Consider the following 26,002-nt stretch of genomic DNA (forward strand, 5'->3'; position numbering starts at 1 on the left):
CAAGTTAAAATAAACCGGCAGCTCCTGGTAGGGCTGCCGGTTAAAATATAGGAAGATGGGTTATGGCGGTGTTTGTTGGCGATTGGCGTATACCCTGATCACCCGGGCTTTGGCATATCGTTCTCCTGGACCAATCTTATCGATGTAAATATTTGCTTTGCCGGCAGAAAAACCGGTGCTTACCCGGTATTCGGTGGTGCCTCCCTGTCCGTGACCCGGGATCTGGTACCACCGGTTGAGGGTTTCGGCAAAGAGGTAAACGTACCAGTGGGAATTGTTCAGGGTGTCTTCTGTAGTGTTGATCTGCAGGGTAACAAATGTATTGGCCAGCAGGTTCTGTTCCCCGAAATTGTACTGCACTACATTGGCATTGCCGTCTGTTCCGGGGTCACCTTTGTCTCCTTTTTTACAGGAAACAAACACGATTATTCCCAGTATTAAAATCAGTTTATTCATAATTCGATAATTGAGGTTTGTTTTCCGGAAAAGCCGCGGAATACCGGGATAGTCTTCCGCAGGCCTGTACCGGACCAAAACACAGCGATTGGAGGTTGCGGGTATGTATCATCGTTATAAAAACGGTCTTTACTCTTGGGGCAGCTCTCGGAAACAGGCATAAAATTGCCGGGGAATTGCTGCGTAAAAAAGACATATTGAGCAGAATGCGGAAATGGGTGAGCAAACGGTAGTTAGTAAATTTTTTTGAGGTTGAGCCGGTACTGTTTACTTTTACGCCCCGTAAAGGAAACAGTCACCCATATGATGAAAGAAAAGATCCTCGTAATTGGCGCCTCCGGGCAGATCGGAGTGGAGTTAACGCTTGCTCTCCGTAAGATCTACGGCAATGCCAACGTCATTGCATCCGACCTGAGAGAAGAGAATGAGCTGTTGAAAGGAACCGGTCCGTATGTGAGCATGGACGTAATGAATAAAGAAATGCTGCATGTTCAGGTGATCCGCCAGAACATTACCCAGATCTACCTGCTGGCAGCTATCCTCTCCGCCACCGGCGAAAAGAATCCCAACCTGGCATGGCACCTCAATATGCAGAGCCTGCTGAATGTGCTGGACATTGCCCGGGAAGAGAAACTCCACAAAGTGTACTGGCCAAGCAGTATTGCTGTATTCGGACCAACTTCTCCCAAGCAGAATTGTCCGCAGCAGACCATCATTGAGCCTGCTACGGTTTACGGCATTTCCAAGTATGCGGGAGAGTTCTGGTGTAATTATTATCATCAGCGTTATGGAGTGGATGTACGCAGTATCCGTTATCCTGGTCTGATCAGTTACAAATCCCCCCCCGGCGGTGGAACTACGGATTATGCAGTGGAAATCTTCCACGAAGCGCTGGAAGAGAAAAAATACACCTGCTTCCTCAAAGAAGATACTTATCTTCCGATGATGTATATGCCCGATGCCATCCGTGGCACCATCGAACTGATGGAAGCCCCGGCCAGCAAGATCAATATCCGCCATTCATACAATCTCTCCGGTATGAGTTTTTCTCCAACGGAGATTGGCGCTGAGATCAAAAAGCATATCCCGGAATTTACGATCGATTATAAACCCGATTACCGTCAGGCCATTGCAGACAGCTGGCCGGCGAGCATCGATGACTCCGTTGCGAGGAGCGATTGGGGCTGGAAACATGAGTATGATCTGTCCAAGATGACCAAAGACATGCTGGACAACCTCGGTATGTAGGCAGCTGCAGGAATTTGACGGAAATCAGGGTTACAAATTGATGATGTAGATCACATATATATAATTGTGTTGCTTGCATTATTCAAAACCCAACAAACCATTTGCATGCCTATGCTACGGATTGTGTATCCCGTCATCTTTCTATGTGTTATGGCTATTACAGCAACAGCTCAGAAGCGCAGCAGTGTTCCGCCCATTCAACAGGTAAAAGTAGAATGGGAGATCATCGAGAACCATTACCAGGGCAAACCTGGATTTCAGAGTGCATTTACATTCATAAATAATGGAAAAAGCGACCTCCCCGCAAATGGGTGGTCGCTTTATTTCAATATAGCCCGTTCCATCCGGCCTGAATCGGTGGGAGGGGGTATGAGCATCGTCAATATCAATGGCGATCTGTACCAGCTCAAGCCTGCGGCGGACTTTATCGGGCTCAAACCCGGACAGTCAGTGAAAGTTCCGTTTGTAGCCAGTGACTGGGTGATCAATTTCACTGATGCTCCTGCAGGACTTTTCTGGGTGCTGGACAGTCAGCCTGAGAAGGGCCTCACCGTTGCCAATTACCAGGTGATCCCAAGCACCCGGCTGAATCAGATCCAGCGGGCCCCCGGTGATAAATATGGCTTCACTACTCCTGCTGATCTTTACCAGCAGAACAGTAAGATAGAAGACCTGCCGGCAGAAAGCTTAACAAAGATCTTCCCTGCTCCGGTTTATTATAAAGAAAACGGTGGTTCGTTCTCTCTCAGTCAGATCAATTCCATTTCTTCTGATCCTGCCTTTGCCAAAGAAGCACCAGTATTAGCTGCAGAACTTGGTAAGGTGCTCGGTAAACAGATCAATGTGAGCAATGCCGGAGATGCTGCCCTGCATCTGATCAAAGCAGATCTGCCCGCAGAAGCGTATGAAATTGATATGACTGCCGGGTCCCTTCATATCAAAGCCGGGGATGCCGCCGGTGCATTTTATGCTGTTCAATCCATCCGCTCATTGTTACCCAAAGAGGCATGGGCCGGAAAAGCACCGGATGCTGCTATCCCTGTAGTGAGCGTGAAAGATGCTCCCCGCTTCGGTTTCAGGGCTTTTATGCTGGACGTGGGCCGCAATTTCCATTCAAAGCAGCAGGTATTACGCACGCTTGACCTGATGGCATTGTATAAGCTCAATGTATTTCACTTTCATTTCAGCGAGGATGAAGGATGGCGGATTGAAATGCCTTCGATCCCTGAGCTCACCAATATCGGCGCAAGAAGAGGTTTTCCCATCGATGAAAGCAAACAACTGATCCCCAGTTTCGGCTCTGGCCCGGATAACAATTCATCCGGTACCGGCCATTATACCAAAGCAGATTTTATAGAGATCCTGAAATATGCGCAGGAAAGACATATCCGCGTGATCCCTGAAATAGAATCCCCGGGCCATGCGCGTGCAGCTGTGATCAGTATGAAAGCGCGTTATGAACGCCTGCTCAAAGAAGGAAAGCGTGAGGCAGCTGAAGAATACATGCTGCATGATCCCAATGATCAGTCGAAATACAGTTCAGTACAAGGCTGGCGCGATAATGCCATGAATGTGGCCAATCCCGGTGTGTACCGTTTCCTCGCACGTGTGTTCGATGATTTCATTGCGATGTATAAAGAAGCAGGTGTGCCACTCAGCATGATCCATGTAGGCGGCGATGAATTGCCTGGTGGGGTTTGGGAGAAATCACCCATTGCACAGGACCTGGTTGCGAAACATCCCAGCCTGCATAACACCAGTGATCTCTGGTATTATTATTACGAGAAGGTGAACAACCTGCTGAAGGAAAGAGGTCTTTCTGCCTACGGTTGGGAAGAAGCAGGCATGCGTAAAACGCAGCTCGATGGCAAGCCTCATTATATTCCCAATCCCGATTTTGCCCGCGGCATCTTTCAGCTGGATGTATGGAACAATATGTTAGGCTGGGGGGCAGAAGACCTGGCTTACAGGCTGGCGAATGCAGGGTATGAGATTGTGCTCTCACCTGTGAGCAATGTGTATTTCGATATGTGTTATTACAAGAATTTCGATGAGCCGGGTTATTACTGGGGAGGTTTCATAGATGTTGACAAACCCTGGCAGTTCATCCCTTACGATTACTACCGTAATGCTCGCAAGGATAAATTCAACAATGACCTGCCGGCTTCATTCTTTGAGCACAAGGAAAGACTGACCGATTATGGTAAGCAGCATATCACAGGTATGCAGGGATTGCTCTGGAGCGAAACGCTGGTAAGTCCGCAATTGATGGAATATATGCTGCTCCCGAAGTTACTCGGTTTGTCTGAGCGTGCCTGGAGTGCCGATCCCGCCTGGGCTTCAGAGGCCGAGCCAATGGCTGGTACTGCATACTGGAAAGACTGGTCAACTTTTGTGAACAGGGTAGGAAAGCGTGAACTGCCAAAGCTGGATCACCTGGCTGGTGGCTTTGGCTATCGCATACCCACACCGGGATTGATGGCAGAGAACGGAATCGTAAAAGCGAATATTCAATTTCCGGGTCTTGAGATGAGGTATACAACCAATGGAAAAGAACCGGATCTGAAGAGTAAAATATATACAGGCCCAATTACTGAAAAAGGACTGATCAAAGTGAAGGCTTTTAATACGAAGGGAAGAGGAGGTAGGACTGCGGAGGTGAAGAATTAGTTTTTTTATACGTAACTACAAGCCAAAAGCGGATTGTATTATGCAAGCCGCTTTTGGTTTGTTTATTTTATCAGATTAAACAGCCGGAAGCAGTTCAATCTTGTCGTTATTCATTGGTTTGATCTTACCTTGTTTAACAAAGAAGAGATAGATGAATTCTGCCCGGTTATGATCTACCTGAAGAAACTTTTCAAGATATTCATAAAATTCTCTGATTGAAATAATATCAGATGTTGGTAAAATATTATTCTTCAGCGAGATATAGGCTAATGTGTAAATGTCATTCAGCGCCGAATCGTTTATTTTAGTATCTGTAATCTCTTTGAGCTTCAGCTTAACGCTGTCTGGGTTGTATGCCCAACCATCAAGTAGTTTTAGATTATTAATTTCCTGGGGGATGAAAGGAGAGAATGCTACTTTACAAAGTGATTTGTGGCCTTCTGGAATTTCAGGGTAACTATTGCCAGAAGAATCGAGGCATTTCAAAATCCTCATATGGAAAATCACGTCACTAAGCGGTTTTTCTGAAAAACTCAGCGAATATTCTCTATTAATAAATGTATTTGTGTTGGCATAATCGAAAAATAGCCATATCTGGTTGGATGGCAGGTTGGTTTCGATATTCAGAATTTCGAATACTTTGGTGGACGCTTTGCCTGTAATATTCAATAATGGGATATTGAGCGACTGCATTTTCCTTATCTAGCTTTTTCATTATTTGCTGAAAATCAGTGCAAAGTATATACCCTTCACAGATCAGGTAAAATTGCTCCGGTGTCATATCAAAAGCAAATTCACTTTCAATTAAGTGCAGACAGTTTACAGAATACTCAAAGTGTTGAAGACGCTGTGTGTCAAAAAGGTAAATTACGGGCTGTCCCAATCTTCTACATTCCAGTGCAAACCAAATGGCCTTAACGGGATGACTTGAAGTACTGGTTCTTGGTATCTGAAGAGTTGAAAGATTTCCTTTGTAACCAAGTGAAGTTCCCCTGAATAAAAATCTGAAGGACATAAGCAACCATGTTGAATTAATCGAATGATCGCAATTCAATTTGGTTGGGAACTCTTCAAAGGTAGAGCTCTTATTTCAAATTCGTATGTATTATATCGTTAGAACAACTATCTCTCAATCCTGAATCCCATAAACACAGCCGGCGCCACCGTCTCTACTTTCACCTCCTCTACCTTCGCCCTGGCCGGCCCTTTCCTGCACCAGATCACCAACTGCAACAACTGCTCTGTTGTACCGGATGCCATGATCAAAACCGTACCATCCGGCAGATTCTTTACATAACCCGTCAGATTCAGGTCATGAGCCCGCTCTTTTGTGCTTTGGCGATAGAATACGCCCTGCACTTTTCCTGTCACAATAATTGAATAGGTCTGCAGCATGCCAGTGAAGGTAGCATCAATTTAGCATATTTATGCTATGGCGTATGCACGCCCGCTGCAATAGGTTTGCATGATCAATTCCTGAATAACCTCCCTGTAAATTATTGATATAACAATTTGTACGTATGAAACAATTGTATTCATCCCTCATTTTTATTTTTTTGTTTTTACTGTCTGATGCAGCAGATGCACAGATAAAATATGCTACAAGGGTTACTGCCTGGAGCTCGCAGAACAGAGCAACCGGCAGCTGGAGCGCATCCAATGCTGCGGGAGCTCCCAATGTGGTTGGCTGTGGCGATAATGGCAGTGCCTGGGCGTCCGGGGCGGCGGATAACAGGCGTGAATTCCTTGAACTGGAATACAGCGACCCTGCGCCAATCAGCCGTGTGTTCATTCATGAAACCTATTACCCCGGTGCTGTTGATACAGTGTACGTGATGAATCCTTCTTCCGGTCTCTGGGAGAAAGTATATGAAGGAACGGCAGCAGCTTTCCCAACCTGTCCGCGTGTATTCAGTGTGGCATTTCCGCTTACTGCTTTCCCTGTGAGCAAACTGCGCATTGCCCTTAATTCACCGGCTGTCACTGGTTATAATGAAATCGATGCAGTGGGTGTTGCTGCTTATACCGATGGAGGAGCTATCGCTGGCAACCAGGATGCCTGTTCTTCTGCTCCACCTGCTCTGTTTACCAATCTTGAGTCTGCATTCAGTGGTAATGCCGCTGCCGTATATCAATGGCAGGATTCCACTGAGTCAGGATCATGGCAGGATATTGCCGGTGCAATGACTGCCACTTATCAGTCTCCTGCACTTACACAAACCACCTGGTTCAGAAGAAAGGCAACGCTTGCAGGTGTTACCGAATACAGCACCATCATTAAAGTTAATTATCTGCCATCCGGAGATCCGGCTGTTATTCCAACCTCCGGCTGGAATTTCTATGTGTACCAGTCGAAGGTGATCAATCTCAGCACTTCCGTTTATAAAGGTTTCTATTCAAGAACAGGACTGAACTTCAATACACGGAGCGACTGGAATGCCGGTGTTACGCCCATCACTGCAACCGGCTACCTGGGCTGCACGGTGGCCAATAATGATTTTGTACTGGCCGCACGGCGGAAAGGCCTTCCTGCCGGAAACTATGTATTGCAGGTATTGGAGTCTAGGGGTACACTCCGCGTATATGTGAACGGCGTTGAGCAATCAGGCTCTTCAGGAGCAATATCACTGGGGCCGCTTACGCCTGATTCAGAAGTGGAAGTAAGGTTGATGGATGTTTCCGGTGATGCCTACATGAGTATAGAGATGCGCGCAGGCGCCATCAATGGCGGAGATATCGGGGAGCCTCAGAATATTTGTCTCAATGAAACACCTGCTGCCTTCGTAAATAATATTGCCGCGTATGGAGGCGCAGCACCAGCAACGATCGTCTATCAATGGCAGGACTCTTTGGCCGGTGCAAGCTGGATCAATATTCCCGGCGCCACCAGTGCTACCTATCAGGCTGGTGCACTATCACAAACCAAATGGTTCAGAAGGAAAGCTTCAGACAATACAAATGCCACAGCATACAGTGATGAAGTAAAAGTGAATGTGGCAACCATTCAGGGCGATACCTCGGTATTTGGTAATAACGCCTGGAACATTTATGCATTCAACGGAAATGACATCAATCTGGTTACAAACAGCTACCGCGGTTTTTACACGGCCACCGGATTGAATATCGTAACCTCTGATCACTGGAATTATTTCGAGTCTCCTTCTTCCGCAACAGGTTACGTGGGTTGTCCTGTCAACTTCGATAATTTCCTGTTCAGTTTACGCAGGCAAGGTTTTCCTGCGGGCAATTACAGGCTTAACATCACTGTTGTAGAAGACCAGGTCATGGTTATTGTAAATGGTGTGGTGATGCATACCGGAGGTACTACCTCCCTGGCGCTGTCAGGGCTTGACGGTAATTCCAAAGTGGAACTGAGGGTGAGGGAAACAACCAGTACTTCCAGGATAACATTTGAATTTCTCCGGATAGATTACAGCATCGCTGATTTTGTGGCCACGGGCTGCCGCACTTTCACTGCTAACAATGTTAAAGGCACTGAGTGGTATGATATTACTGATGGCACGGGCAAACTGCTTGCCAGTATCCATCCAAACGGAAACGATCTGGGTACCGTTACATTGAATACAAGGCATTACGGGTTAGGCGCAGCTAATATCCCAACCAATACCGTTAACAGGAAAAAATACCTGCCCCGTTATTTCAATTTCAATTCATCGAAATATCCTTCAGCTAATTTTCCTGTACCGGTGAAAGTAAGACTGTACTACAAGAACAGTGAATTTGAGGATTATAAAACTGCCATCGAAAAACCTGCAACAACAAGAGGTGAGCTGGGTGTAGCACATTATAGCGGCAGCTGGGAAGATTGTGAAATGAGTAACAATACTGCCGGTGGCGAGTTGCTCGGAAGTCCGGCCAATGCGGATTTCACAGCCGACGGTTTTTACCTGGAAGGCAGCACCAGCAGCTTCTCTGAATTCGGTTCGCTGGAAGGGTCGCCAACACTTCCTGTAAAGCTCACCAGGTTCCGTGCTGAAATGCAGAACAATGTAGTAAAGCTTAGCTGGGCCACAGTACAGGAACTGGATAACAAAGGATTTGAGATCCTGCGCAGCACTGATGGAAAGAATTTTGTGAAGATCGGTTGGGTAGATGGCCATGGTACTACCAATGATGTAAAGCAATATGCATTCACTGATGTTGCTCCTGCGGCAGGTAAGAACTTCTACCGACTCCGCCAGGTGGATATCGATAACAATTCTGCTTTCAGCGATATCGCTGCTGTGAGCACAGGCAGGATGCTGAAGCTGACCCTGTCTCCCAATCCTGTTGAGAACGTTCTCTACATCGAACATGATGCGAAGAATATTTCCAGCCTTAGGATACTCGATATGCAGGGCAGACCAGTATGGAGAAACGAGGGACAAAATCCTTCTTCCCTCATTACAGTACCTGTTCAGCAGCTCACCAAAGGCATGTACCTGCTGGAGGCGTTGGACAAACAGGGTATAAGACACACGGAGAAGTTTCTGAAAAAATAAGATCACACTATCTGCTATTGAACACAGGCGTCTCACCGTATGGTGAGGCGCTTTCTGTTTTAAGATCAGTGATCACAAAGTTTATGCGTTCTGTTCCGGAAATGGAGAATCTGTTTAAATTGCAGAAATGCCGGCCGGAATACAAGGAATGTCTGTTAATCAACCATACGTGGAAACTGAACTGTTGCAACAGGTGGCTTCTGGTGACAGGATGGCTTTCCGCAGGCTTTTCGATCAGCTCTGGGCAAGTGTTTACAGCGCGGCCCTCCGGTTGACCCGCTCCCCGGAAATGGCGCAGGACCTGTCGCAGGAAGTGTTCGTCCGTTTATGGGAGAACAGGAGCAAGCTCGCTGATGTAACCAATATCTACGCCTGGCTGTATACCATTACCCGGAACCTGGTGACGGATTTCCTGAGAAAGAAAGTATTCCAGGACAATAACAAAGCATTTCTCGCCAGCTACTATGCACACAATGATGCTGATCCATTCAGCACCCTGGAGCTCAGGGAACAGCAAGAAAAATTGAAAGCCGCCATCGAGCAACTGCCGCTTCAGCTGAAGCAGGTGGTGACACTGTCCTATTTTGAAGGCAGGTCGCACAAAGAGATCGCTGCCATCTTACAGATAACCCCAGCTTCTTCCCGCATCTACCTGGTACGCGCCATTGCCATGCTACGGAAGAATTCAGCCGGGGACGGAAACAAGGTCTTACTGAAGCTGCTCTGGCTGGCGATGGTCCCTTAAAATAATTTTCATTTCCATGTTAACAAACTGTTTCTCCGTTCGTCATTCAATATATGGCGCACAATATTCATTCACTGTTTCTGAAATACCTGCAGCAAACCTTATCGGCTGAAGAACTGGAAATATTGTTCAATGCCGTGAAGGACGGGACCTTCACCAGAGATGAGATCCCTGAAGATATTTTTGCTCAGGCTCCATTATTCAATAGCGATATTGAAGTCAATAAAGACCTGGCCTTTGAAAAGCTCATGCAGCAACTACCTCTTGCAGATACAGATGCTACTGAAGAAATAAGGCCGGTCAGCACTATTGCCGGCAGCCGCTGGTACTGGGCCGCAGCAGCGGTTCTCCTGGTATCGCTTTCTGTATTTTTCCTGTGGTTCAGAAAAGATCCTTCGTCTGAGATCGTTCAAAAGCCCGGAAACGAACAGCAGGAAATCCTTCCAGGAAAGAATGGTGCTGTGCTTACCCTGGCAGACGGCAGGCAGGTGGTGCTCGATAGCCTGGGTAACGGGGTGGTAGCCACCCAGGGTGGGGGCCAGGTACTATTGCAGAACGGACAACTGAGTTATGAGGGTGCAGGTTCTTCAACCGGGGAAACAGCGTATAATACCATGCAGACTCCCAAAGGCAGGCAGTTCAATCTCCGCCTGTCTGATGGCACCATGGTATGGCTGAATGCCGCCAGCTCATTGCGTTATCCGGTTGCATTCCCCGGAAAAGAACGCCGGGTTGAAATAAGCGGAGAAGCCTACTTTGAAGTAGCGCAGAACCAGCAGCAGCCATTCATCGTTTCAATCAATGACAGGGCTGAAGTGGAAGTGCTTGGCACAAGCTTCAATGTGAATGCCTATGTCAATGAATCCAGTATCAGAACAGCTTTGCTGACCGGGAGTGTGAAAGTTACTCCCAGGACTAAGCAAAAGGCGGTAGTGCTGAAACCCGGACAGCTGGCCCGGATTACAGCTGATGAAAGTATCAGAATAGAAAAAGTTGATGAAGACAGGACCCTTGCCTGGAAGAACGGCGCTTTCAATTTCAATGGGGCGAGCCTGGATGAGGTAATGAAACAACTGGAAAGATGGTACGATATAGAAGTAGTTTATGAAAGCGGTGTACCGGATATCAGGCTGGGAGGGGAGTTGAGCAGGGATGTAACTCTTACTGATCTGCTGAAGGGACTGAAGGAGTCCGAACTGCATTTCAAAATTGAATCCGGCCGGAGGCTGGTGATATTACCTTAATCAAATGATCAGAGTATGTTGAAATAAAACGGAACGATCCCCAGAAAAAACAAAACCGGAAATGCTACGAACATTCCCGGCGGAGTCTGGATCGATCCAAAATGTTGCCCACTTTTTTTCTAACCAAACTGTTGCAAAAGTATGCAAAAATCTGCTCCCCGGAGTCAGGCCGGCCTTCGTCTGCGGCTTCCGGCTCAAATGTTGAGAATTATGAGAATGCTCACGGTTTTTCTCTTTATTGGTTCGCTGGCCGTTTCCGCAAAACCTGTTGCGCAAACGGTCTCCATCAAAGCACAGGATATTTCCCTGAAGGAAGTGTTTTCTGCCGTTAAAAAACAAACAGGCTACTTCGTGTTCTTCAATGAAGACCTCCTGAAAAATGCAAAGCCGGTTTCAGTTGACGTGAATGCCATGCCTTTGAATGATTTCTTCAATATGATATTGAAGGAAGAAGGTCTTGGTTTCAGGATCGCCGGAAAATCTGTTTTCCTGTACAGGCGATTGCTGATTGCAGACGCGTCTTCCCTCCATGACAAGGCCACTCCCATCAGGATCAGGGTACTGGATTCAACAGGCCGTGGCCTCTCAGGCGCCTCCGTTGCTATCAAAGGCAAAAAGACTTCCGGCGTTACCGGTGCAGACGGATCATTAACCATAAATGTGAATGAAGGCGATGTGTTGCAGGTGTCTTTTGTAGGTTATGAAACAAGAACTATCAATATCACTTCAGCTCAATTAAGTGGCGGCAATGACCTTTCCATCACGCTCATTCCATCAGTAACCAAACTGGATGATGTGGTGGTAGTGGTGAATACCGGTTACCAGAAGATGGCGCGGGAAAGAAGCGCCGGCTCTGTCGCCAAGCCCAACACACAGATGATGCAGGAGCGATCCTTTTCCATGAATGTGATCCAGCGTTTGGATGGATTGGTTCCAGGCCTCACCATCAATAACGCACCCGGCGCCAATTCCATCCTGATCAGGGGATTGACCACCCTGGGTGGACAAAGGAATCCACTTTTTGTAGTGAACGGTATTCCCCTGGATGATGTGAATACTCTCAATCCTACCGATGTTGAAGATATTACCGTTCTGAAAGATGCTACTGCTGCTTCCATCTGGGGAGCGAGAGCTGCCAACGGCGTGATTGTGATCACTACCAAAAAAGGAAAGGAGAGCGATAAGATCAGGATGGATTACGATTTCTTCAACAGCTTCCAGGGAAAACCTGATATCGGTTATATCAAGAGCCTGCGCAGTAAAGAATTTATCCCGGCCGCCAGGGAAATCTTCGATCCCGTACAGTATGTATGGGCCAACGTTTCCACACCTGTATCAACAACCTACGGGGGCTATGGCCGCGCTACCGTTGCGCCGCATGAACTGATCCTTTACAATCTTTCCAATGGACTGATCAACCAGGCCCAGGCGGATGAGCAGTTGAATGCACTGGCTGCTTACGACAACCTTGATGAGATCAAAAATACCTGGTACAGGAATGCATCGCTCATGAACCATACGCTTTCGTTTACTGGCGGTGGCAAAAAATATAATTTCTATGGATCTGCTTCTTATACAAACACCCAGAACTCAACACCCACCAACAAGGATGAAAGTTATGCCGTGAACCTGCGCCAGGACTATACTTTCAGCAACAGGATCCAGGCTTACCTGATCACCGATCTTAGGAACAGTGTAGCCGGTAATGGTCTTACCATCAGCCCTACTGCCAGCTATCTTCCTTATGTTTCTTTCAAAAACCCTGATGGCTCCAATGCTTCCCTGGGATGGATGTACCGTACGGATGCATTGAGAAACACCTACCAGAATCAGAGCCTTATCAACCTGGATTATGTGCCGCTCGATGAAATGAACCGTGGGCAGGTGAAGGACAATACACTGTATGCGAGGCTGACTTCCGGCATCACTATGAAACTGATCAAAGGACTTCGTTACGAAGGCATCTTCAGTTACACAAAGGCACGCAGAAAAAATACCAATCTGATGGATGAGAAAAGCTATCCTGTAAGGGAAGAACTGGTGGCCTTTACGGTGGCGTCAACAACACCTGAAGGACAGCCTGCTTATTATCTTCCCAATTCCGGCGGCAAGCTTACCACCATCAATGCAGATCAGCGCAATTACACGGTGAGGAACCAACTGATCTATGATAATGAATGGATGAACGGAACGCATCAGCTCACTGTGCTGGCAGGCCAGGAAGCACAGGAACAATTCACCAATACCAATACTTCGCTGGTTTGGGGATACAATCCGCAGTTGCTGACCTACGGCAGAGTGGATTTCAACCTGCTTTCAAAGACCACAACGCTGAGCAGGACCAATCCCGGACCTGGCGTGGTGTATTATGGAAATCCGGTGTATACTTCTTCGGCACTTTCGTACAGTATGCTTGATCAAAGGCCTTACACGGAAGCAGAGCAAACCACCCGTTTTACTTCTTATTTCGCAAACGCAGGGTATACCTACAACCGGAAGTATACTGTGAATGCCAGCTGGAGAGCGGATCAGTCGAACCTTTTTGGGAAAGACAGGTCTGCACAGAACAGACCCGTGTGGAGCGCAGGTCTTGCCTGGGCATTGAGCAGGGAAGATTTCATGCAGGACATCACCTGGCTTGACCGTCTTTCTCTACGCGTTACTCATGGTATTGCAGGCAATCCGCCTACCCCTAGTTCTGCAGCCTCTTTCGATATTTTCAGCCAGGTAAATGCCTCGCTTTATCCGGGAGGAACGGGGCTTTCTCTCACCACACCGGGTAATGCCAAACTGAGTTGGGAAACAACCAAAACCACCAACCTGGGCATCGACTTCGCTGTGTTGAAAAACAGGATCAGCGGTTCTATCGATCTCTATAATAAGAACACCAGCAATCTTATCGGCTATATGACGCTCAACCCGCTGGGAGGCTTCACCAGTATCACGGGCAATGTGGGAGACATGAACAATAAGGGCATCGAGTTTGCCATCAATACGTTGAATGTGACCACTAAAAAGTTCAGCTGGAGATCTCAGCTCAATCTTGCTTACAATAAAAACAAGATCACAAAACTCTCTGTATTGGGTGCTGGCGGTGGCGCTATCACAACAACGATCGATTATCTTGGTCAACGTTACCTGCAGGGCTATTCTGCTTTCAATATTTTCGCTTACCGTTATGCCGGTCTTGATAATATGGGTGATCCGCAGATCTATCAGGCTGATGGAAAAGTAACGAAAGCAAGAGATGTTTCCACAATCCCTGACCTGAAATACATGGGAACATTCCAGCCTGTCTGGAGCGGTGGTATCAGCAATATCTTCAGCTATGGGAATTTCACGCTGGGCTTTAATGCTGTGTACAATTTCGGCAACGCGATGCGTAAGGATATCAACAGCACTTATGCAGCTTTCCGTGCTGCCCCCACACCGGGTGTGTTCACAGCAGGAAATATACATTCAGACTTTCAGAACAGGTGGAAACAGCCGGGCGACGAGGCTTTCACGGATATCCCTTCCTATGTGCCCAACTCCACCACCAGCAGCACCAGGCGGAATCTTTTCTACTATACTTATGCAGATGTGAATGTTGTATCTGCAGCATATGTGAAACTCAGAGATGTTACATTCAGTTACGCTTTGCCTGCCTCATTGCTGCAACGCGTAAAAGTTGCAGGTATCACTTTGAGGGCGCAGTTGTCCAATATCATGCTCTGGAAGGCCAATCATGAGGGCATCGATCCTGAATTCCAGAATGCGGCCGCAACGGGCAATAACAGGACAACACCTTTTAATCAGCATTCTTTCACTGTAGGTGCACATGTAACCCTGTAATTTTCAATACTAACTATTATGTATATGCGATATATAAAACACTTTCTTTTTATACTTACGGCCTTCACGGTCCTTAGCGGATGTAAAAAAGAATATCTGGAGATCAATCCAAAGGGGCAGCTTATTGCTGTTGACGTAAGGGACTACGACCTTATGATGAATGTTACTACGATGAACTTCCTGGACTATACCTATAGCCAGATCTATATGGGTGATGAAATAATAGGGCAGGAGCCTTATTTTACCGGTCAGACCTCCGTTACCACGGCCAGGATGTTCAAGTATGCCGATCAGTTCTACGATCCTGAAATGAACGACAATGAAACGCCTGCCTTACTCAGACAGTTATATGTTTACAACAAAATAATAACGGAAGTACCCAATGCAGCCAATGGCACAGATCAGCAGAAAGCAGCATTGAAAGCGGAGGCCATGCTGAACCGTGCCTGGACTTACTTCATGCTGATCAATTATTTCGCAAAGCCATATAATGCTTCCACTGCTGCATCGGATCCCGGTTTCCCGATCATTACGGCGGCCGATGTTACGCAAACCAGTTATGCCAGAGCTTCTGTGCAGGAGGTGTATGATTTCATCATCAGTGATCTGAATTTTGCCATTGGCAATTTGCCACAGAATACAGCTGCAGCTGTGAGAGGTTCCAAAGCCGCGGCAGAAGGCATGCTGGGAAAAGTGTATGTTTTCATGGGGAGGTTCAGCGAAGCACTTCCTTTTCTGAATAATGCACTGGCGCATCTGCCTGCGTCGTTCAATATGTCGTTGATCGATTATAATGTTGTGCTGGCGCCAGGCGGGGCCTGGGGTTATACAACCAACAGCCAGTATACCTATGTTACAGGTCCTTCACAGAACAACCAGGAAGCCATGATCAGCAAGTACCTGGTCAATTACAATGCTTTGAACTATTCATCCCTGCTGCTTTCCAAAGAAGCATATGAGCTGTTTGGAGCTGATGATATGCGCCGGAAACTGTTCAGCAGGTATCCTTATGGTTCCACTATTGCCTATACCACACCTGATGTATACAGGCGGATCGGTGGGATGATTGCATATATCGGACTGAATCTGCCTGATGTATACCTGTTGAAAGCTGAATGTGAAGCCAGGACCAACGCCATCGCCGATGCGCAGGCCACACTGGAAACCTTCCGCAAAAAGAGGATGCCGGCTGCTTCTGCGCCGGTGACCATCACAGACAGGAATGATCTTACAAAATTCGTGATAGAAGAACGCATCCGCGAATTTGCACTGGAAGGCCATCGCTGGTTTGATATGAGACGGCTTTCGGTAGATCCGCTTTTTTCATCCAATCAGTATACGCATAAACTGATCCTGGCCAACGGAACGGTTGAAACTTATCCGCTGAAACCGGAAAGGTTCCTGATCAGGTTCTCGCCTAAGATGATGGCGGCAAACCCGGGCTGGACAAATAATCCGTAATTCAAAATTGTGAACATGAAACTATTAATTACCGGGGCTGCCTGTTTGCTGGCAGCCCTCCATCTCCATGCCCAGTATAATGTTATTGTAAATGGAAAAATGAAAGGGCTGAAGCACGAAAAGAAGATCATTCTCAGTTACCGGGAAAACGGAAAGTACATCAATGATACTGTGATCACCAATAAAGGCAATTTCCATTTTCAGCCTGTTATCAGCCAGCAGCCCATCAGGGCAACGTTAACAATGTTGCCGCTGACACCAGATCCCAAAGTATCCATGCAGGAACGTATGCTCCGTTCGGATGCTCAATCCTTTTACCTGGAAGCCGGTACAGTGACTGTACAGGGAAAAGGCTCCATGGAAAAAGCGATGATCAAAGGCGGTGTTACGCAGAAGGAGAATCTTGAACTGACAAAGTTGTTACAAAAGGATATTGAAGCCTTTGCTCCCGTAAAAGAGGAAGTGATCTCCATGATGATAAAATCTGAGGGGAGAGGTCTGGATACCAGCGCACGTTTCAATGAGCTGAGAAAAACAGCTGAAGAAATGGGTAAGCAAAGAGAAGATAAGAAGACGGCCTTTATTACATCGCACCCGGATTCTTATGTGAGCCTGGATCTGGTGAAGGACCGCGCTGCTGTCATTGACCCGGTTACTTTTGAACCATTGTTTAATATACTGAGTGAAAGGATAAAGAAGTCTAAAGATGGACAGGCATTAGGAGACAGATTGAAGAAAGTGAGTGAGACCATGACCGGTTATGCAGCTAAGGATTTCAGCATGGCAGATTCATCCGGTAAAGAGATTTCATTGAGCTCTTTTAAAGGCAAGTATGTATTGCTTGATTTCTGGGCAAGCTGGTGTGGTCCCTGCCGGGCGGAGAACCCGCATGTTCTGAAAGCTTATACTCGTTTCAAAGCAAAGAACTTTGATATCCTGGCAGTTTCAATTGATGAGAGCAGGCGCAACTGGCTGAAGGCTGTGAATGAGGATAGGCTTCCCTGGACGCAGGTTTCCGACCTGCTCGGATCGGCCAGTAAGGCTGCTGCATTGTATGGGATCACCGCCATTCCGCAGAATTTCCTGATCGATCCTTCAGGAATGATCATCGCGAGGAATTTAAGAGGAGCAGAACTGGAAAAGACACTGGAAAAATATCTTCCTGTTGAATAAACCTGCGTGCATCGGAATCCCGGACACCCTTCGTTTCCATATGTTTTTTGAATGGGGCTAACCTTGGGTTAGCCATCATTTTTTTACGGTCCATCTGCAGGATTCACATATTCATGTCATCATTTGTGGAGCTCATACGCCGGCTTTCACATGTTTATGTCCTTGCCGGAATATTATTACCTGGTAGCTTTGCAAGGCATATCCTGTGAGCATTTCCCCTCCCGATTATTTATTGAACTTCAATTTGTACACATGAAACATTTGTATTCATCAGGCATTTTATTGCTCTTACTGCTGGTATCTGCCATTACGAAGGCGCAGATAAGGTATGCAACAGGAGTTGTGAATTTCAGTTCACAGTATTCAACAACCGGCTGGTCTGCCGAGCAAACACTTGGTGCGCCCAATACTGTTGGCTGTGGTGATGTATCCACTTCGTGGGCATCGGCCAGTTCGGATGGAAGAAGAGAATTCCTTGAGCTCAGTTTTGATAATCCTGCGCCGGTCAACAGGATCTTTATATATGAAACGCTCAGTCCCGGCGCAATAGATACTGTGTATGTATTCAATCCGAACACCCAGGCATATGAAAAAGTGTATGAGGCAACAGCAGCTGCCAGCACTCTCTGTCCGCAAGTGTTTACCATAAATTTTGCTCTGACATCCTTTCCGGTCGACAGGATCCGTATTGCCATCAATTCTCCGGCAGTTGCAGGATATAACGAGATAGATGCAGCAGCCATTGCCAACTATTCCAGTGAAGGGATCATCGATGGTAATCAGAATGTGTGCGCCTCTGCAGCAGGCCGGTCTTTCACCAGTTTGAACCCGGCATTTGATGGTGCACCCGGCGTGGTTTACCAATGGCAGGATTCTACTGTCAATGGTAGCTGGAAAGACATAGCCAGTGCAGCAGCCCTCACTTACCAGCCACCTGTGGTAACTGAGAATACCTGGTACAGGAGAAAAGCTACCCTGACAGGTACAACTGTTTACAGTAATGTGCTGAAGCTGACTTTCATCGAGTCCGGCGATCCTGCATTAATACCGCAGGACAGCTGGAATTTTTATGCATACGAATCCCCTTCACTGGACCTTGGTGCGGCCGTTTATAAAGGTTATTATTCCCGTGCAGTACTCAATTTCAATTCTATGACAGACTGGGGTTCTACGGCAACTCCAACAGCTGCTTCTGGTTATCAGGGTTGTGTGGTGCCCGATAATAAGTTTGTACTGGTAGCTAAGAGGAAAGGATTTCCTGCAGGTAATTACAATGTGATCACTTCTTTTTCTGCAGCAATGCGGATATATGTCAATGGCAGTTTGATCAGCCAGCCTGCCTGTTGTTATGCGGTGGTGTCACTGGGAAGGCTTGATAATAATTCCACGGTTGAGATAAGGATGCTAGACAATAATTCCAATGCTTATCTGACTGCAGATTTCCAGATCGCGGAACTGAACGGTGGTACTATTGGTGATCCACAGGCCTTATGTGTGAATGAAGCACCTGCCGCTTTCCAGAGTACTGCTGCCGCCTCTGGTGGAGCTGCTCCTTCATCCATTACTTACCAGTGGCAGGATTCAGTAGTTACAGGTATCTGGAGGGATATTCCGGCTGCCACTGTTGCTACTTACCAGGGAGGCGTTCTCAGCGATACTACCTGGTACAGGAGAAAAGCCACTGATAATTCGGGTGCATTTGCCTACAGTAATATCATCAGGGTTTCTGTTGCCACGCAAAAAGGAGACTCCGCCATTTACGGAAACCAGCAATGGAATGTGTATGGCTTCAACGGAAACGATATCACGCTGGCCACAGGAAATTACCGCGGATTCTATCAGGCTACCGGTATGCAAATCGATTCTCATCTTCACTTCGGGGTCTTCGGTTCTCCATCCGATGCCGCTGGTTATATGGGCTGTCCCGTAAATAATGAGAATTTCATCATGAGCGCACGCAGAACAAATTTCCCTGCCGGCAGGTACCGCCTGGATATCTCCAATGTGGATGATGAAATTATGGTGCTGGTGGATGGCGTTCAGAAATACAGGGGAGGTTGTTGCCTGAACCTGGATCTCGGCGTTCTGAATGCCACATCCAAACTGGATATCAGACTGAGGGAAGGGGGGTACATAACCAGACTGATCACTGATCTGGTAAGAATCGATTCCAGCATTGCCGAATACCAGAACACAAATTGTAATTTTTATCAGCAGAGCGCCGTGAGTGGCGATAACTGGTTTGATCTTACGGATGCAAGCGGCAAGATCATCGCCAGTGTAAACCCTGGTACCAATAACCTCGGAACATTTTACCTGTATGCAAAGCATTACGGGCCTGGTATCGCCAATATTCCGAAAAGCAGTGTGACTAAGAAGAAATATATGCCCAGGTATTTCAGGTTCATGTCATCGAACTATTCCGGCATCAGCTTCCCTTCCCCGGTAAAGCTCAGACTGTACTTCAAAAACAGTGAACTGGATGATTACAAGACCAGCACCAATGATCCATTGCTCAGCAGGACTGGTCTGCAGATCGCACATTACAAAGGGGGAGGAGAGGATTGTGAACTGTTCAATAATACAGGTGAGGGTACCCTGATCATGCAAAGCGGGGCGAAGGATTTCACTACGGAAGGTTTTTACCTGGAATTTTCTACCAACAGTTTCTCTGAATTCGGTGTACTCGATGCTGCACAGGTGCTGCCAGTGAAACTTACCAGCTTCCGCGCAGAGGCCGTCAACAATACCGTTAAGCTCAGCTGGGCAACTTCACAGGAGATCGATAACAAGGGCTTTGAGATCCAGCGCAGCACAGATGGAAAGAACTTCGTGAAGATAGGTTGGGTGGATGGAAATGGTACCACCAGTACACCCATGCAGTATACATTTACGGATATATCACCTGCAGCAGGTAAGAATTTCTATCGCCTTTCCCAGCAGGATATCAATGGCAATGTCAGTTACAGCGATATCGTAGCTGCCAGCACAAAGAAGGCAATGAAGCTGAATTTGTCTCCCAACCCGGTTGAGAATATCCTCTATGTGGAGTTTGATGAAAAAAATACAACCAGTCTTAAGATCATGGATATGCAGGGCAGGGTAGTATGGAGGAAAGAAGGGCTGAATACTTCTTCCGTGCTGAGTATACCTGTTCAGATCCTGAAGCGCGGCATCTATGTGCTGGAAGCAACGGACAGGCAGGGCAACCGCCAGGTTGAGCGATTTATCAGGAAGTAAGAGAGAAAACCAACTATAAAAAGAACGGCCCCCGATCATCCGGGGGCCGTTCTTTTTATGAGCTGAAGACGGATCTTACAATCCCATCTTTTGTTTCAGTTTGGCGTCGATTGCGTCCAGGAACTCTTCTGTATACAGGTAATGATCTCCGTGGCTCACTTTGTTGCCATGGATACATACTGCCAGGTCCTTGGTCATTTTACCTTCTTCCACCACTTCAATACAAACGGCTTCGAGGGCATTTGCGAAATCGATCAGCGCCTGGTTGTTATCCAGTTTGCCGCGGAAAGCCAGACCTCTTGTCCATGCAAAAATAGATGCAATGGGGTTGGTGCTGGTTGGTTTTCCTGCCTGGTGATCGCGGTAGTGGCGGGTAACGGTACCGTGGGCAGCTTCAGCTTCCATGGTCTTGCCATCGGGTGTAACCAGTACGGAAGTCATCAGGCCCAGTGAACCGAAGCCCTGCGCTACGCTGTCTGACTGCACATCACCATCATAGTTCTTACAGGCCCAAACGAAATTACCATTCCATTTGAGGGCTGAAGCCACCATGTCATCGATGAGGCGGTGCTCATACACGATGCCTGCATCCTGGAATTTCTGTTTGAACTCGCTTTGATAGATGTCCTCAAAAATATCTTTGAAACGGCCATCGTATTTCTTCAGGATGGTGTTCTTGGTGCTGAGGTAGAGCGGCCATTTTTTACTGAGGGCCATGTTGAAGCAGCTGCGGGCAAAACCCTTCACGCTTTCATCGGTATTGTACATGGAGAGCGCAACACCATCTCCTTTGAAGTTGTACACTTCAAAGGTCTGTGGCTCGCCGCCGTCCTCAGGAGTGAAGGTCATGGTAAGCTTACCCTTTCCTTTGATCACAGTATCGGTAGCACGGTACTGGTCGCCGAAAGCATGACGGCCTACAATAATGGGGGCAGTCCAGTTACTAACCAGACGTGGTATATTTTTGATCACGATGGGCTCACGGAAAACGGTTCCGTCGAGGATATTGCGGATGGTGCCGTTAGGGCTCTTCCACATCTGCTTCAGGTTGAATTCCTTCACCCTTGCTTCGTCCGGAGTAATGGTGGCGCATTTGATGCCCACGCCGAATTCCCTGATGGCGTTCGCTGCATCGATGGTCACCTGGTCATTGGTCTGGTCCCTGTATTCCACGCCGAGATCATAATACCTGATGTCAACATCGATATACGGCAGGATCAGTTTCTCCTTGATGAATTTCCAGATGATCCGGGTCATTTCATCACCATCCAATTCTACAACCGGATTAGCTACTTTGATTTTTTGTGCCATGTCTTGTGATTTTAAGCTCAGTTAAGTTTGCGAATCTACATCAAATGAGCAAATTGAGCAAAGCCCATCCTATATTCAAAAAATTAATCTGTTCCGGAAGGTACATCTGGTTGAATTACACGTTTTTTTTGCAGGGGAGTAGTACATAACGGCGATAAAGTGGTTATATTAAGACAGGTATACCTCATAATCCTGCATCATGGAGCATACAACAGAAGAAAAAACGGCCATTCTGGTGGCATACGCAGAACGATTGCAGCAATACACAGGCCGCAGCCTTCAACTGAACGCAGGAGACCTGGCCGCACTGGCCGAGATCATGGTGCTGCGTTCCTACAGGCGCAGGTCTGATATGATCAGGAAAGGCGAACAGGAACAATACCTGCATTTCATTGTGAAAGGGCTGGTCAGGCAATTTTACTCAGACGGTAATAAAGATGTGACCATCCATTTTGCAAGGGAGGGCCACCTTATCAGCTCTTTCGTTTCATTTTTTTCGGGCACCCCATCCGGATGCCAGCTGGAAACACTGGAGCCTACCATTACCCTGGCTTTGCCAAGGAGTAAGCTGGAACAGCTTTTTCCATATTCAAGCCGCATCAACCGGATGGCGCGTCTTATCCTTTCAGAACTTATCCTGCAACTGGAGCACCGGGAACTGAACCACCTCCGCTATTCCATCAGGGAACGCTTCCTTATGTTCATCGACAACAATCCGGAACTGTTCCATCGGGTACCGCACAAGTACCAGGCATCTTATCTGGACATTAAACCTGAAACTTACAGTCGCCTTAAGGCGCAACTGGCACGCAGAGTCAGTGCCATACACGGACAATAAAGAAGTTTCTATGCCCAGAACTTTAGATGTAAGGAATTACATTGACCCTTTGTATACTTACGTGCATCAGTATACGCAATTGAAAAAGGATGAATTGATGCAACTCCTTCCCTTCCTCGAGATCCGCCACTTCGAAAAGAAGGAGCTGATCCTCCATGCGGGGGAGATCGATAATTATTTCAATATCGTAATGAAGGGGATGGTGAGAAAGTACATCTCGTTGGGCGGCACCCGTGAAGTAACGCTGCAACTGGCCACAGAAGGGCATTTCATCCATTCAGAGATGAGCTTCAATACACGCACTCCGTCAGAACTCAGCCTGCAGGCCGTTGAGCCCAGCATCCTGGTGCGCATTGAACATGCAAGGCTGGAAGAGATGATGCAGACCTTCAGCTGGGGAGAAGCGGCGGGCCGGATGCTGGTAGCGCGCATGACGGCCGGCAAAGAACAGCGCATGTACAATATGCGTATGAAATCGGCCAAAGAGCGTTTCCTGGAATATGTGGAGAAACACCCTCAGATGATGCGCCGTGTGCCGCAGCATGTACTGGCGTCCTATCTGAATATCAATCCGCAGACCTTCAGCAGGCTGAAGCGTTTACTGAGGGATAAATTGGATTAAGCCCCAACATTCACCACCAGCACGGGAATGCTGATATCGTGTCTTACTGAGTTGATGGTTTCGCCATAAAGCCAGTCTTTCAGCCCCTTGTGCCTGTGCGCGCCGATCACCAGCAGGTCTGCCTGCTGCTCGGTTACCAGTCTCACTATCTCCTTGCTCCGGTTACGGAACCCGAGATGACCTTTGGCATTATATCCTTTTTCCTGCAACTGCTGCACGTAGAACTGCAGCCGCTGTTCATCGTTGCGGGTCTCGAAGTCGTCGCTCTCCAGGCCCAGCATCCGGGCGGAGGCGCTTTCCACTACGTGAATGAGTATGTATTCGGTATCTGCTTTGCCCTGCCCGATGGCATGGGCGATCAGCTGGCTGTCGTGCTCTCCAAACTCAAGCGCCACGGCAATTTTTTGGTAACGCGGAGCATCCATCAGTTGCAGCCCGGTGAGCTCGGGATGCATTTCTATGGAGGAGGCCGCCTGTCGTTTTGCAAATAATGGGAAGAATATGATATAGGCCAGCAGACCCAGGAAGAATACACCACCTGCAATGATCACTGTTTTCCAGAACAGGCTGCCGGACTCTTCAAAGAAGCCGGTGGTCTGGCTGAGCACCATCTTGATATTGAGGTACACCAGTACGGAAGCAATGAGCCACGCTGCAATCTTCACAGCAGGTTTGATGGCGAACTGTCCCATGGTCTTTTTATCGCTCACAAAATGGATCAGGGGTATCACGGCAAATCCGAGCTGCATACTCAGTACCACCTGGCTGAAGATAAGGAGGCTGTCCACTTCGTCATCTCCGAAAAGGCCGATCACCACAATGGCAGGGATAATGGCCAGCAACCTCGTGAGCAGGCGGCGCATCCAGGGATTGATGCGAAGGCGGAGATAGCCTTCCATCACGATCTGCCCTGCCAGAGTGCCGGTTATGGTAGAGCTTTGTCCGGCCGCGATCAATGCCACGGCAAACAGCATGGGGGCCAGTTTGGAGCCCAGCATACCTTCCAGCAGCCGATGCGCTTCTCCGATCTCGGCCACGCCCAGCCCGTTCTTGAAGAACACAGCAGCTGCCAGTACCAGGATGGCGGCATTCACCAGGAAGGCAATATTCAGTGCCACCGTCAAATCCACAAAGCTCCATTTGAGAGCCTGTTTGATGCCGGTAACGGATTTGGTGATCTTACGGGTTTGCACCAGTGCCGAATGGAGGTAAAGGTTATGCGGCATTACGGTAGCTCCGATGATACCGATGGCGATATAGAGCGCTTCATTATCAGGGAAGCCGGGAATAAAACCTTTGATCAGTTCTGAAGGAACGGGTTTTGCCATCACTATCTGCACCAGGAATGATACTGCCACTACAGCTACCAGGCCAATGATGAACGCTTCCATCTTGCGCATGCCCAGCCGCTGCAGCATCAGCAATAACAAGGTATCGAAAACGGTAATGCCCACTCCCCAGATCAGGGGCAGGCCGGTGAGTAAGTGTATGCCGATGGCCATACCCAGCACTTCCGCCAGGTCAGTGGCCGCAATGGCGATCTCCGCTAAAATATAAAGAACGAAGTTGACACCCTTGGGGTAGGTCTCCCGGTTAGCCTGCGCCAGATCCCGGCCCCTTACGATGCCCAGTCGTGCTGAGAGGCTCTGCAGCAGTAGGGCCATGATATTGCTCATAAGCAGCACCCACAGCAATGCATAACCGAATTTTGAACCACCCGCCAGATCGGTGGCCCAGTTGCCGGGGTCCATATATCCAACACTTACAAGGTAGGCGGGGCCAAAGAAGGACAATATCCTTTTCCACCGGTTATTATGTTTAGACACATCCACGGAAGCATGCACTTCACTGAGCGACCTGTCTGATTGAAGCTTATTCATCATATTTCACAAATACGTTTTTTGCCACGTGTTCACTCACCGTGACAATAGACTGGTTTCTGACTTTCAATTCAAGGGAATTGTCGAATGCGAATATTTTCTTCACCTCTATTTTGGTTCCGAGGCCTATCTGTTTGTGTTTGAGGATCTCCAGCATTTCCGGGCTCTGATCGCCGATACCACTCACTTCTCCCGTTTTGTTCACAGGAAGATGGAGCAGGTCTACCTGCCTGATGAGTGTGAAACGGCCCTGTGCATCCGGGATGGGATCCCCGTGCGGATCCGTTTTGGGGAAGTCGAGGAATTCATCCAGCCTGTCAATCAACTTGCGGCTGCTGATATGTTCCAGTTCTTCAGCGATCTCATGTACTTCATCCCAGCCGAAATTCAGTTTCTCCACCAGGAAGTATTCCCAGAGGCGGTGCTTGCGGATGATCTGCAGTGCCACCTTCCGGCCTTCCTGGCTAAGCTTGAAGCCTTTATAACGTTCATAGATGAGAAGCTTCTGCGCTTTGAGCTTCTTAAGCATATCGGTAACCGAAGCAGGCCGGGTCTGGAGCTCGTTGGCGAGGTCATTGGTAGTAACCACACCATCGCTTTTCTGGAGATGGAAGATGGCTTTCAGATAATTTTCCTTACTGCTTGAAAATTGCTGCATAGTTCAATTTATTTCGCTGTCACCAGTCGCGGGCGGGCCCCCCGCGGGCCGGCCAGTGGGCCCCGCGGGCGCGCCGCGTGGGGGCGGCGGGGGCCGGCTAGAAATCACAACCCGGGCCGC

At 47.9% G+C, this 26,002-nt stretch carries 17 protein-coding genes; 11 read left to right on the forward strand and 6 right to left on the reverse strand.

Annotated features, from left to right (window positions below; genetic code table 11):
• Positions 1 to 60: 60 nt before the first annotated feature.
• Positions 61 to 456: a hypothetical protein gene (locus tag ACTHMC_RS09615; protein WP_440412875.1), complete on the reverse strand. Its 396-nt coding sequence runs from the start codon at positions 454 to 456 to the stop codon at positions 61 to 63.
• 303 nt (positions 457 to 759) lie between these two features.
• On the opposite strand from ACTHMC_RS09615, the gene ACTHMC_RS09620 reads away from it, so the two are divergent.
• Both ACTHMC_RS09620 and ACTHMC_RS09625 read left to right on the forward strand, forming a co-directional pair.
• Positions 760 to 1,704 carry an NAD-dependent epimerase/dehydratase family protein gene (locus ACTHMC_RS09620; protein WP_440412876.1) on the forward strand — a complete coding sequence of 315 codons (945 nt, stop codon included), beginning with the start codon at positions 760 to 762 and terminating at the stop codon, positions 1,702 to 1,704.
• A gap of 150 nt (positions 1,705 to 1,854) precedes the next feature.
• Complete coding sequence (locus tag ACTHMC_RS09625; RefSeq protein WP_440412877.1) at positions 1,855 to 4,374, forward strand: family 20 glycosylhydrolase; 2,520 nt, start codon at positions 1,855 to 1,857, stop codon at positions 4,372 to 4,374.
• A 75-nt stretch (positions 4,375 to 4,449) separates the two neighbouring features.
• On the opposite strand, the gene ACTHMC_RS09630 is transcribed toward ACTHMC_RS09625, so the two are convergent.
• Together ACTHMC_RS09630 and ACTHMC_RS09635 are read right to left on the reverse strand one after the other, a co-directional pair.
• Positions 4,450 to 5,067, reverse strand: coding sequence for a hypothetical protein (locus ACTHMC_RS09630; RefSeq protein WP_440412879.1), 618 nt, complete (start codon positions 5,065 to 5,067; stop codon positions 4,450 to 4,452).
• Positions 5,068 to 5,496: 429 nt separating this feature from the next.
• The gene (locus tag ACTHMC_RS09635) at positions 5,497 to 5,769 is read right to left on the reverse strand and encodes an acylphosphatase (protein ID WP_440412881.1); all 273 of its coding nucleotides are present in this window, start codon (positions 5,767 to 5,769) and stop codon (positions 5,497 to 5,499) included.
• A 125-nt stretch (positions 5,770 to 5,894) separates the two neighbouring features.
• Here ACTHMC_RS09635 and ACTHMC_RS09640 point away from each other — a divergent pair, with 125 nt between their 5' ends.
• The 7 genes from ACTHMC_RS09640 (at position 5,895) to ACTHMC_RS09670 (ending at position 20,573) form a co-directional block, all read left to right on the forward strand.
• Positions 5,895 to 8,876 (forward strand): T9SS type A sorting domain-containing protein, encoded by a 2,982-nt coding sequence (locus ACTHMC_RS09640; protein ID WP_440412883.1) that lies wholly within the window; start codon positions 5,895 to 5,897, stop codon positions 8,874 to 8,876.
• Positions 8,877 to 9,045: 169 nt separating this feature from the next.
• Positions 9,046 to 9,621, forward strand: coding sequence for an RNA polymerase sigma factor (locus ACTHMC_RS09645; RefSeq protein ID WP_440412885.1), 576 nt, complete (start codon positions 9,046 to 9,048; stop codon positions 9,619 to 9,621).
• A gap of 53 nt (positions 9,622 to 9,674) precedes the next feature.
• Entirely contained in the window at positions 9,675 to 10,865 is a 1,191-nt protein-coding gene (locus tag ACTHMC_RS09650) for a FecR family protein (protein ID WP_440412887.1), read from the forward strand.
• A gap of 210 nt (positions 10,866 to 11,075) precedes the next feature.
• Positions 11,076 to 14,699, forward strand: a complete 3,624-nt coding sequence (locus ACTHMC_RS09655; RefSeq protein ID WP_440412889.1) for a SusC/RagA family TonB-linked outer membrane protein — start codon at positions 11,076 to 11,078, stop codon at positions 14,697 to 14,699.
• Positions 14,700 to 14,723: 24 nt separating this feature from the next.
• The gene (locus ACTHMC_RS09660; protein ID WP_440412891.1) at positions 14,724 to 16,160 is read left to right on the forward strand and encodes a RagB/SusD family nutrient uptake outer membrane protein; all 1,437 of its coding nucleotides are present in this window, start codon (positions 14,724 to 14,726) and stop codon (positions 16,158 to 16,160) included.
• A 15-nt stretch (positions 16,161 to 16,175) separates the two neighbouring features.
• Positions 16,176 to 17,333, forward strand: coding sequence for a redoxin domain-containing protein (locus ACTHMC_RS09665; protein ID WP_440412893.1), 1,158 nt, complete (start codon positions 16,176 to 16,178; stop codon positions 17,331 to 17,333).
• Between the two features lie 252 nt (positions 17,334 to 17,585).
• Positions 17,586 to 20,573 (forward strand): T9SS type A sorting domain-containing protein, encoded by a 2,988-nt coding sequence (locus ACTHMC_RS09670; RefSeq protein WP_440412895.1) that lies wholly within the window; start codon positions 17,586 to 17,588, stop codon positions 20,571 to 20,573.
• 75 nt (positions 20,574 to 20,648) lie between these two features.
• Here ACTHMC_RS09670 and ACTHMC_RS09675 read toward each other — a convergent pair whose 3' ends face one another.
• Positions 20,649 to 21,884 carry an isocitrate dehydrogenase (NADP(+)) gene (locus tag ACTHMC_RS09675; protein ID WP_440412897.1) on the reverse strand — a complete coding sequence of 412 codons (1,236 nt, stop codon included), beginning with the start codon at positions 21,882 to 21,884 and terminating at the stop codon, positions 20,649 to 20,651.
• A 199-nt stretch (positions 21,885 to 22,083) separates the two neighbouring features.
• Here ACTHMC_RS09675 and ACTHMC_RS09680 point away from each other — a divergent pair, with 199 nt between their 5' ends.
• On the forward strand, positions 22,084 to 22,722 hold the full coding sequence (locus ACTHMC_RS09680; protein ID WP_440412899.1) for a Crp/Fnr family transcriptional regulator: 639 nt from the start codon (positions 22,084 to 22,086) through the stop codon (positions 22,720 to 22,722).
• 10 nt (positions 22,723 to 22,732) lie between these two features.
• Positions 22,733 to 23,344, forward strand: coding sequence for a Crp/Fnr family transcriptional regulator (locus ACTHMC_RS09685; RefSeq protein WP_440412900.1), 612 nt, complete (start codon positions 22,733 to 22,735; stop codon positions 23,342 to 23,344).
• Here the strand turns inward: ACTHMC_RS09685 and ACTHMC_RS09690 are convergent.
• Both ACTHMC_RS09690 and ACTHMC_RS09695 read right to left on the reverse strand, forming a co-directional pair.
• Positions 23,341 to 25,227, reverse strand: a complete 1,887-nt coding sequence (locus ACTHMC_RS09690; RefSeq protein WP_440412902.1) for an Nramp family divalent metal transporter — start codon at positions 25,225 to 25,227, stop codon at positions 23,341 to 23,343. The two genes, ACTHMC_RS09685 and ACTHMC_RS09690, sit on opposite strands and share 4 nt — an antisense overlap.
• On the reverse strand, positions 25,217 to 25,882 hold the full coding sequence (locus ACTHMC_RS09695) for a metal-dependent transcriptional regulator (protein WP_440412903.1): 666 nt from the start codon (positions 25,880 to 25,882) through the stop codon (positions 25,217 to 25,219). The genes ACTHMC_RS09690 and ACTHMC_RS09695 overlap by 11 nt, the downstream gene beginning before the upstream one ends.
• Between the last annotated feature and the right edge of the window lie 120 nt (positions 25,883 to 26,002).

The organism is Pseudobacter sp. (assembly GCF_051955275.1).
In the GTDB taxonomy this organism is placed as follows: Bacteria; Bacteroidota; Bacteroidia; order Chitinophagales; family Chitinophagaceae; genus Pseudobacter.

Coding starts and splice junctions, on each gene's coding strand:
- ACTHMC_RS09630 (WP_440412879.1), bottom strand. CDS start 5,067: ATGCAGTCGCTCAATATCCCATTATTGAATATTACAGGCAAAGCGTCC.
- ACTHMC_RS09685 (WP_440412900.1), top strand. CDS start 22,733: ATGCCCAGAACTTTAGATGTAAGGAATTACATTGACCCTTTGTATACT.
- ACTHMC_RS09690 (WP_440412902.1), bottom strand. CDS start 25,227: ATGATGAATAAGCTTCAATCAGACAGGTCGCTCAGTGAAGTGCATGCT.
- ACTHMC_RS09655 (WP_440412889.1), top strand. CDS start 11,076: ATGAGAATGCTCACGGTTTTTCTCTTTATTGGTTCGCTGGCCGTTTCC.
- ACTHMC_RS09670 (WP_440412895.1), top strand. CDS start 17,586: ATGAAACATTTGTATTCATCAGGCATTTTATTGCTCTTACTGCTGGTA.
- ACTHMC_RS09620 (WP_440412876.1), top strand. CDS start 760: ATGATGAAAGAAAAGATCCTCGTAATTGGCGCCTCCGGGCAGATCGGA.
- ACTHMC_RS09695 (WP_440412903.1), bottom strand. CDS start 25,882: ATGCAGCAATTTTCAAGCAGTAAGGAAAATTATCTGAAAGCCATCTTC.
- ACTHMC_RS09635 (WP_440412881.1), bottom strand. CDS start 5,769: ATGCTGCAGACCTATTCAATTATTGTGACAGGAAAAGTGCAGGGCGTA.
- ACTHMC_RS09665 (WP_440412893.1), top strand. CDS start 16,176: ATGAAACTATTAATTACCGGGGCTGCCTGTTTGCTGGCAGCCCTCCAT.
- ACTHMC_RS09625 (WP_440412877.1), top strand. CDS start 1,855: ATGGCTATTACAGCAACAGCTCAGAAGCGCAGCAGTGTTCCGCCCATT.
- ACTHMC_RS09680 (WP_440412899.1), top strand. CDS start 22,084: ATGGAGCATACAACAGAAGAAAAAACGGCCATTCTGGTGGCATACGCA.
- ACTHMC_RS09615 (WP_440412875.1), bottom strand. CDS start 456: ATGAATAAACTGATTTTAATACTGGGAATAATCGTGTTTGTTTCCTGT.
- ACTHMC_RS09650 (WP_440412887.1), top strand. CDS start 9,675: ATGGCGCACAATATTCATTCACTGTTTCTGAAATACCTGCAGCAAACC.
- ACTHMC_RS09675 (WP_440412897.1), bottom strand. CDS start 21,884: ATGGCACAAAAAATCAAAGTAGCTAATCCGGTTGTAGAATTGGATGGT.
- ACTHMC_RS09660 (WP_440412891.1), top strand. CDS start 14,724: ATGCGATATATAAAACACTTTCTTTTTATACTTACGGCCTTCACGGTC.
- ACTHMC_RS09640 (WP_440412883.1), top strand. CDS start 5,895: ATGAAACAATTGTATTCATCCCTCATTTTTATTTTTTTGTTTTTACTG.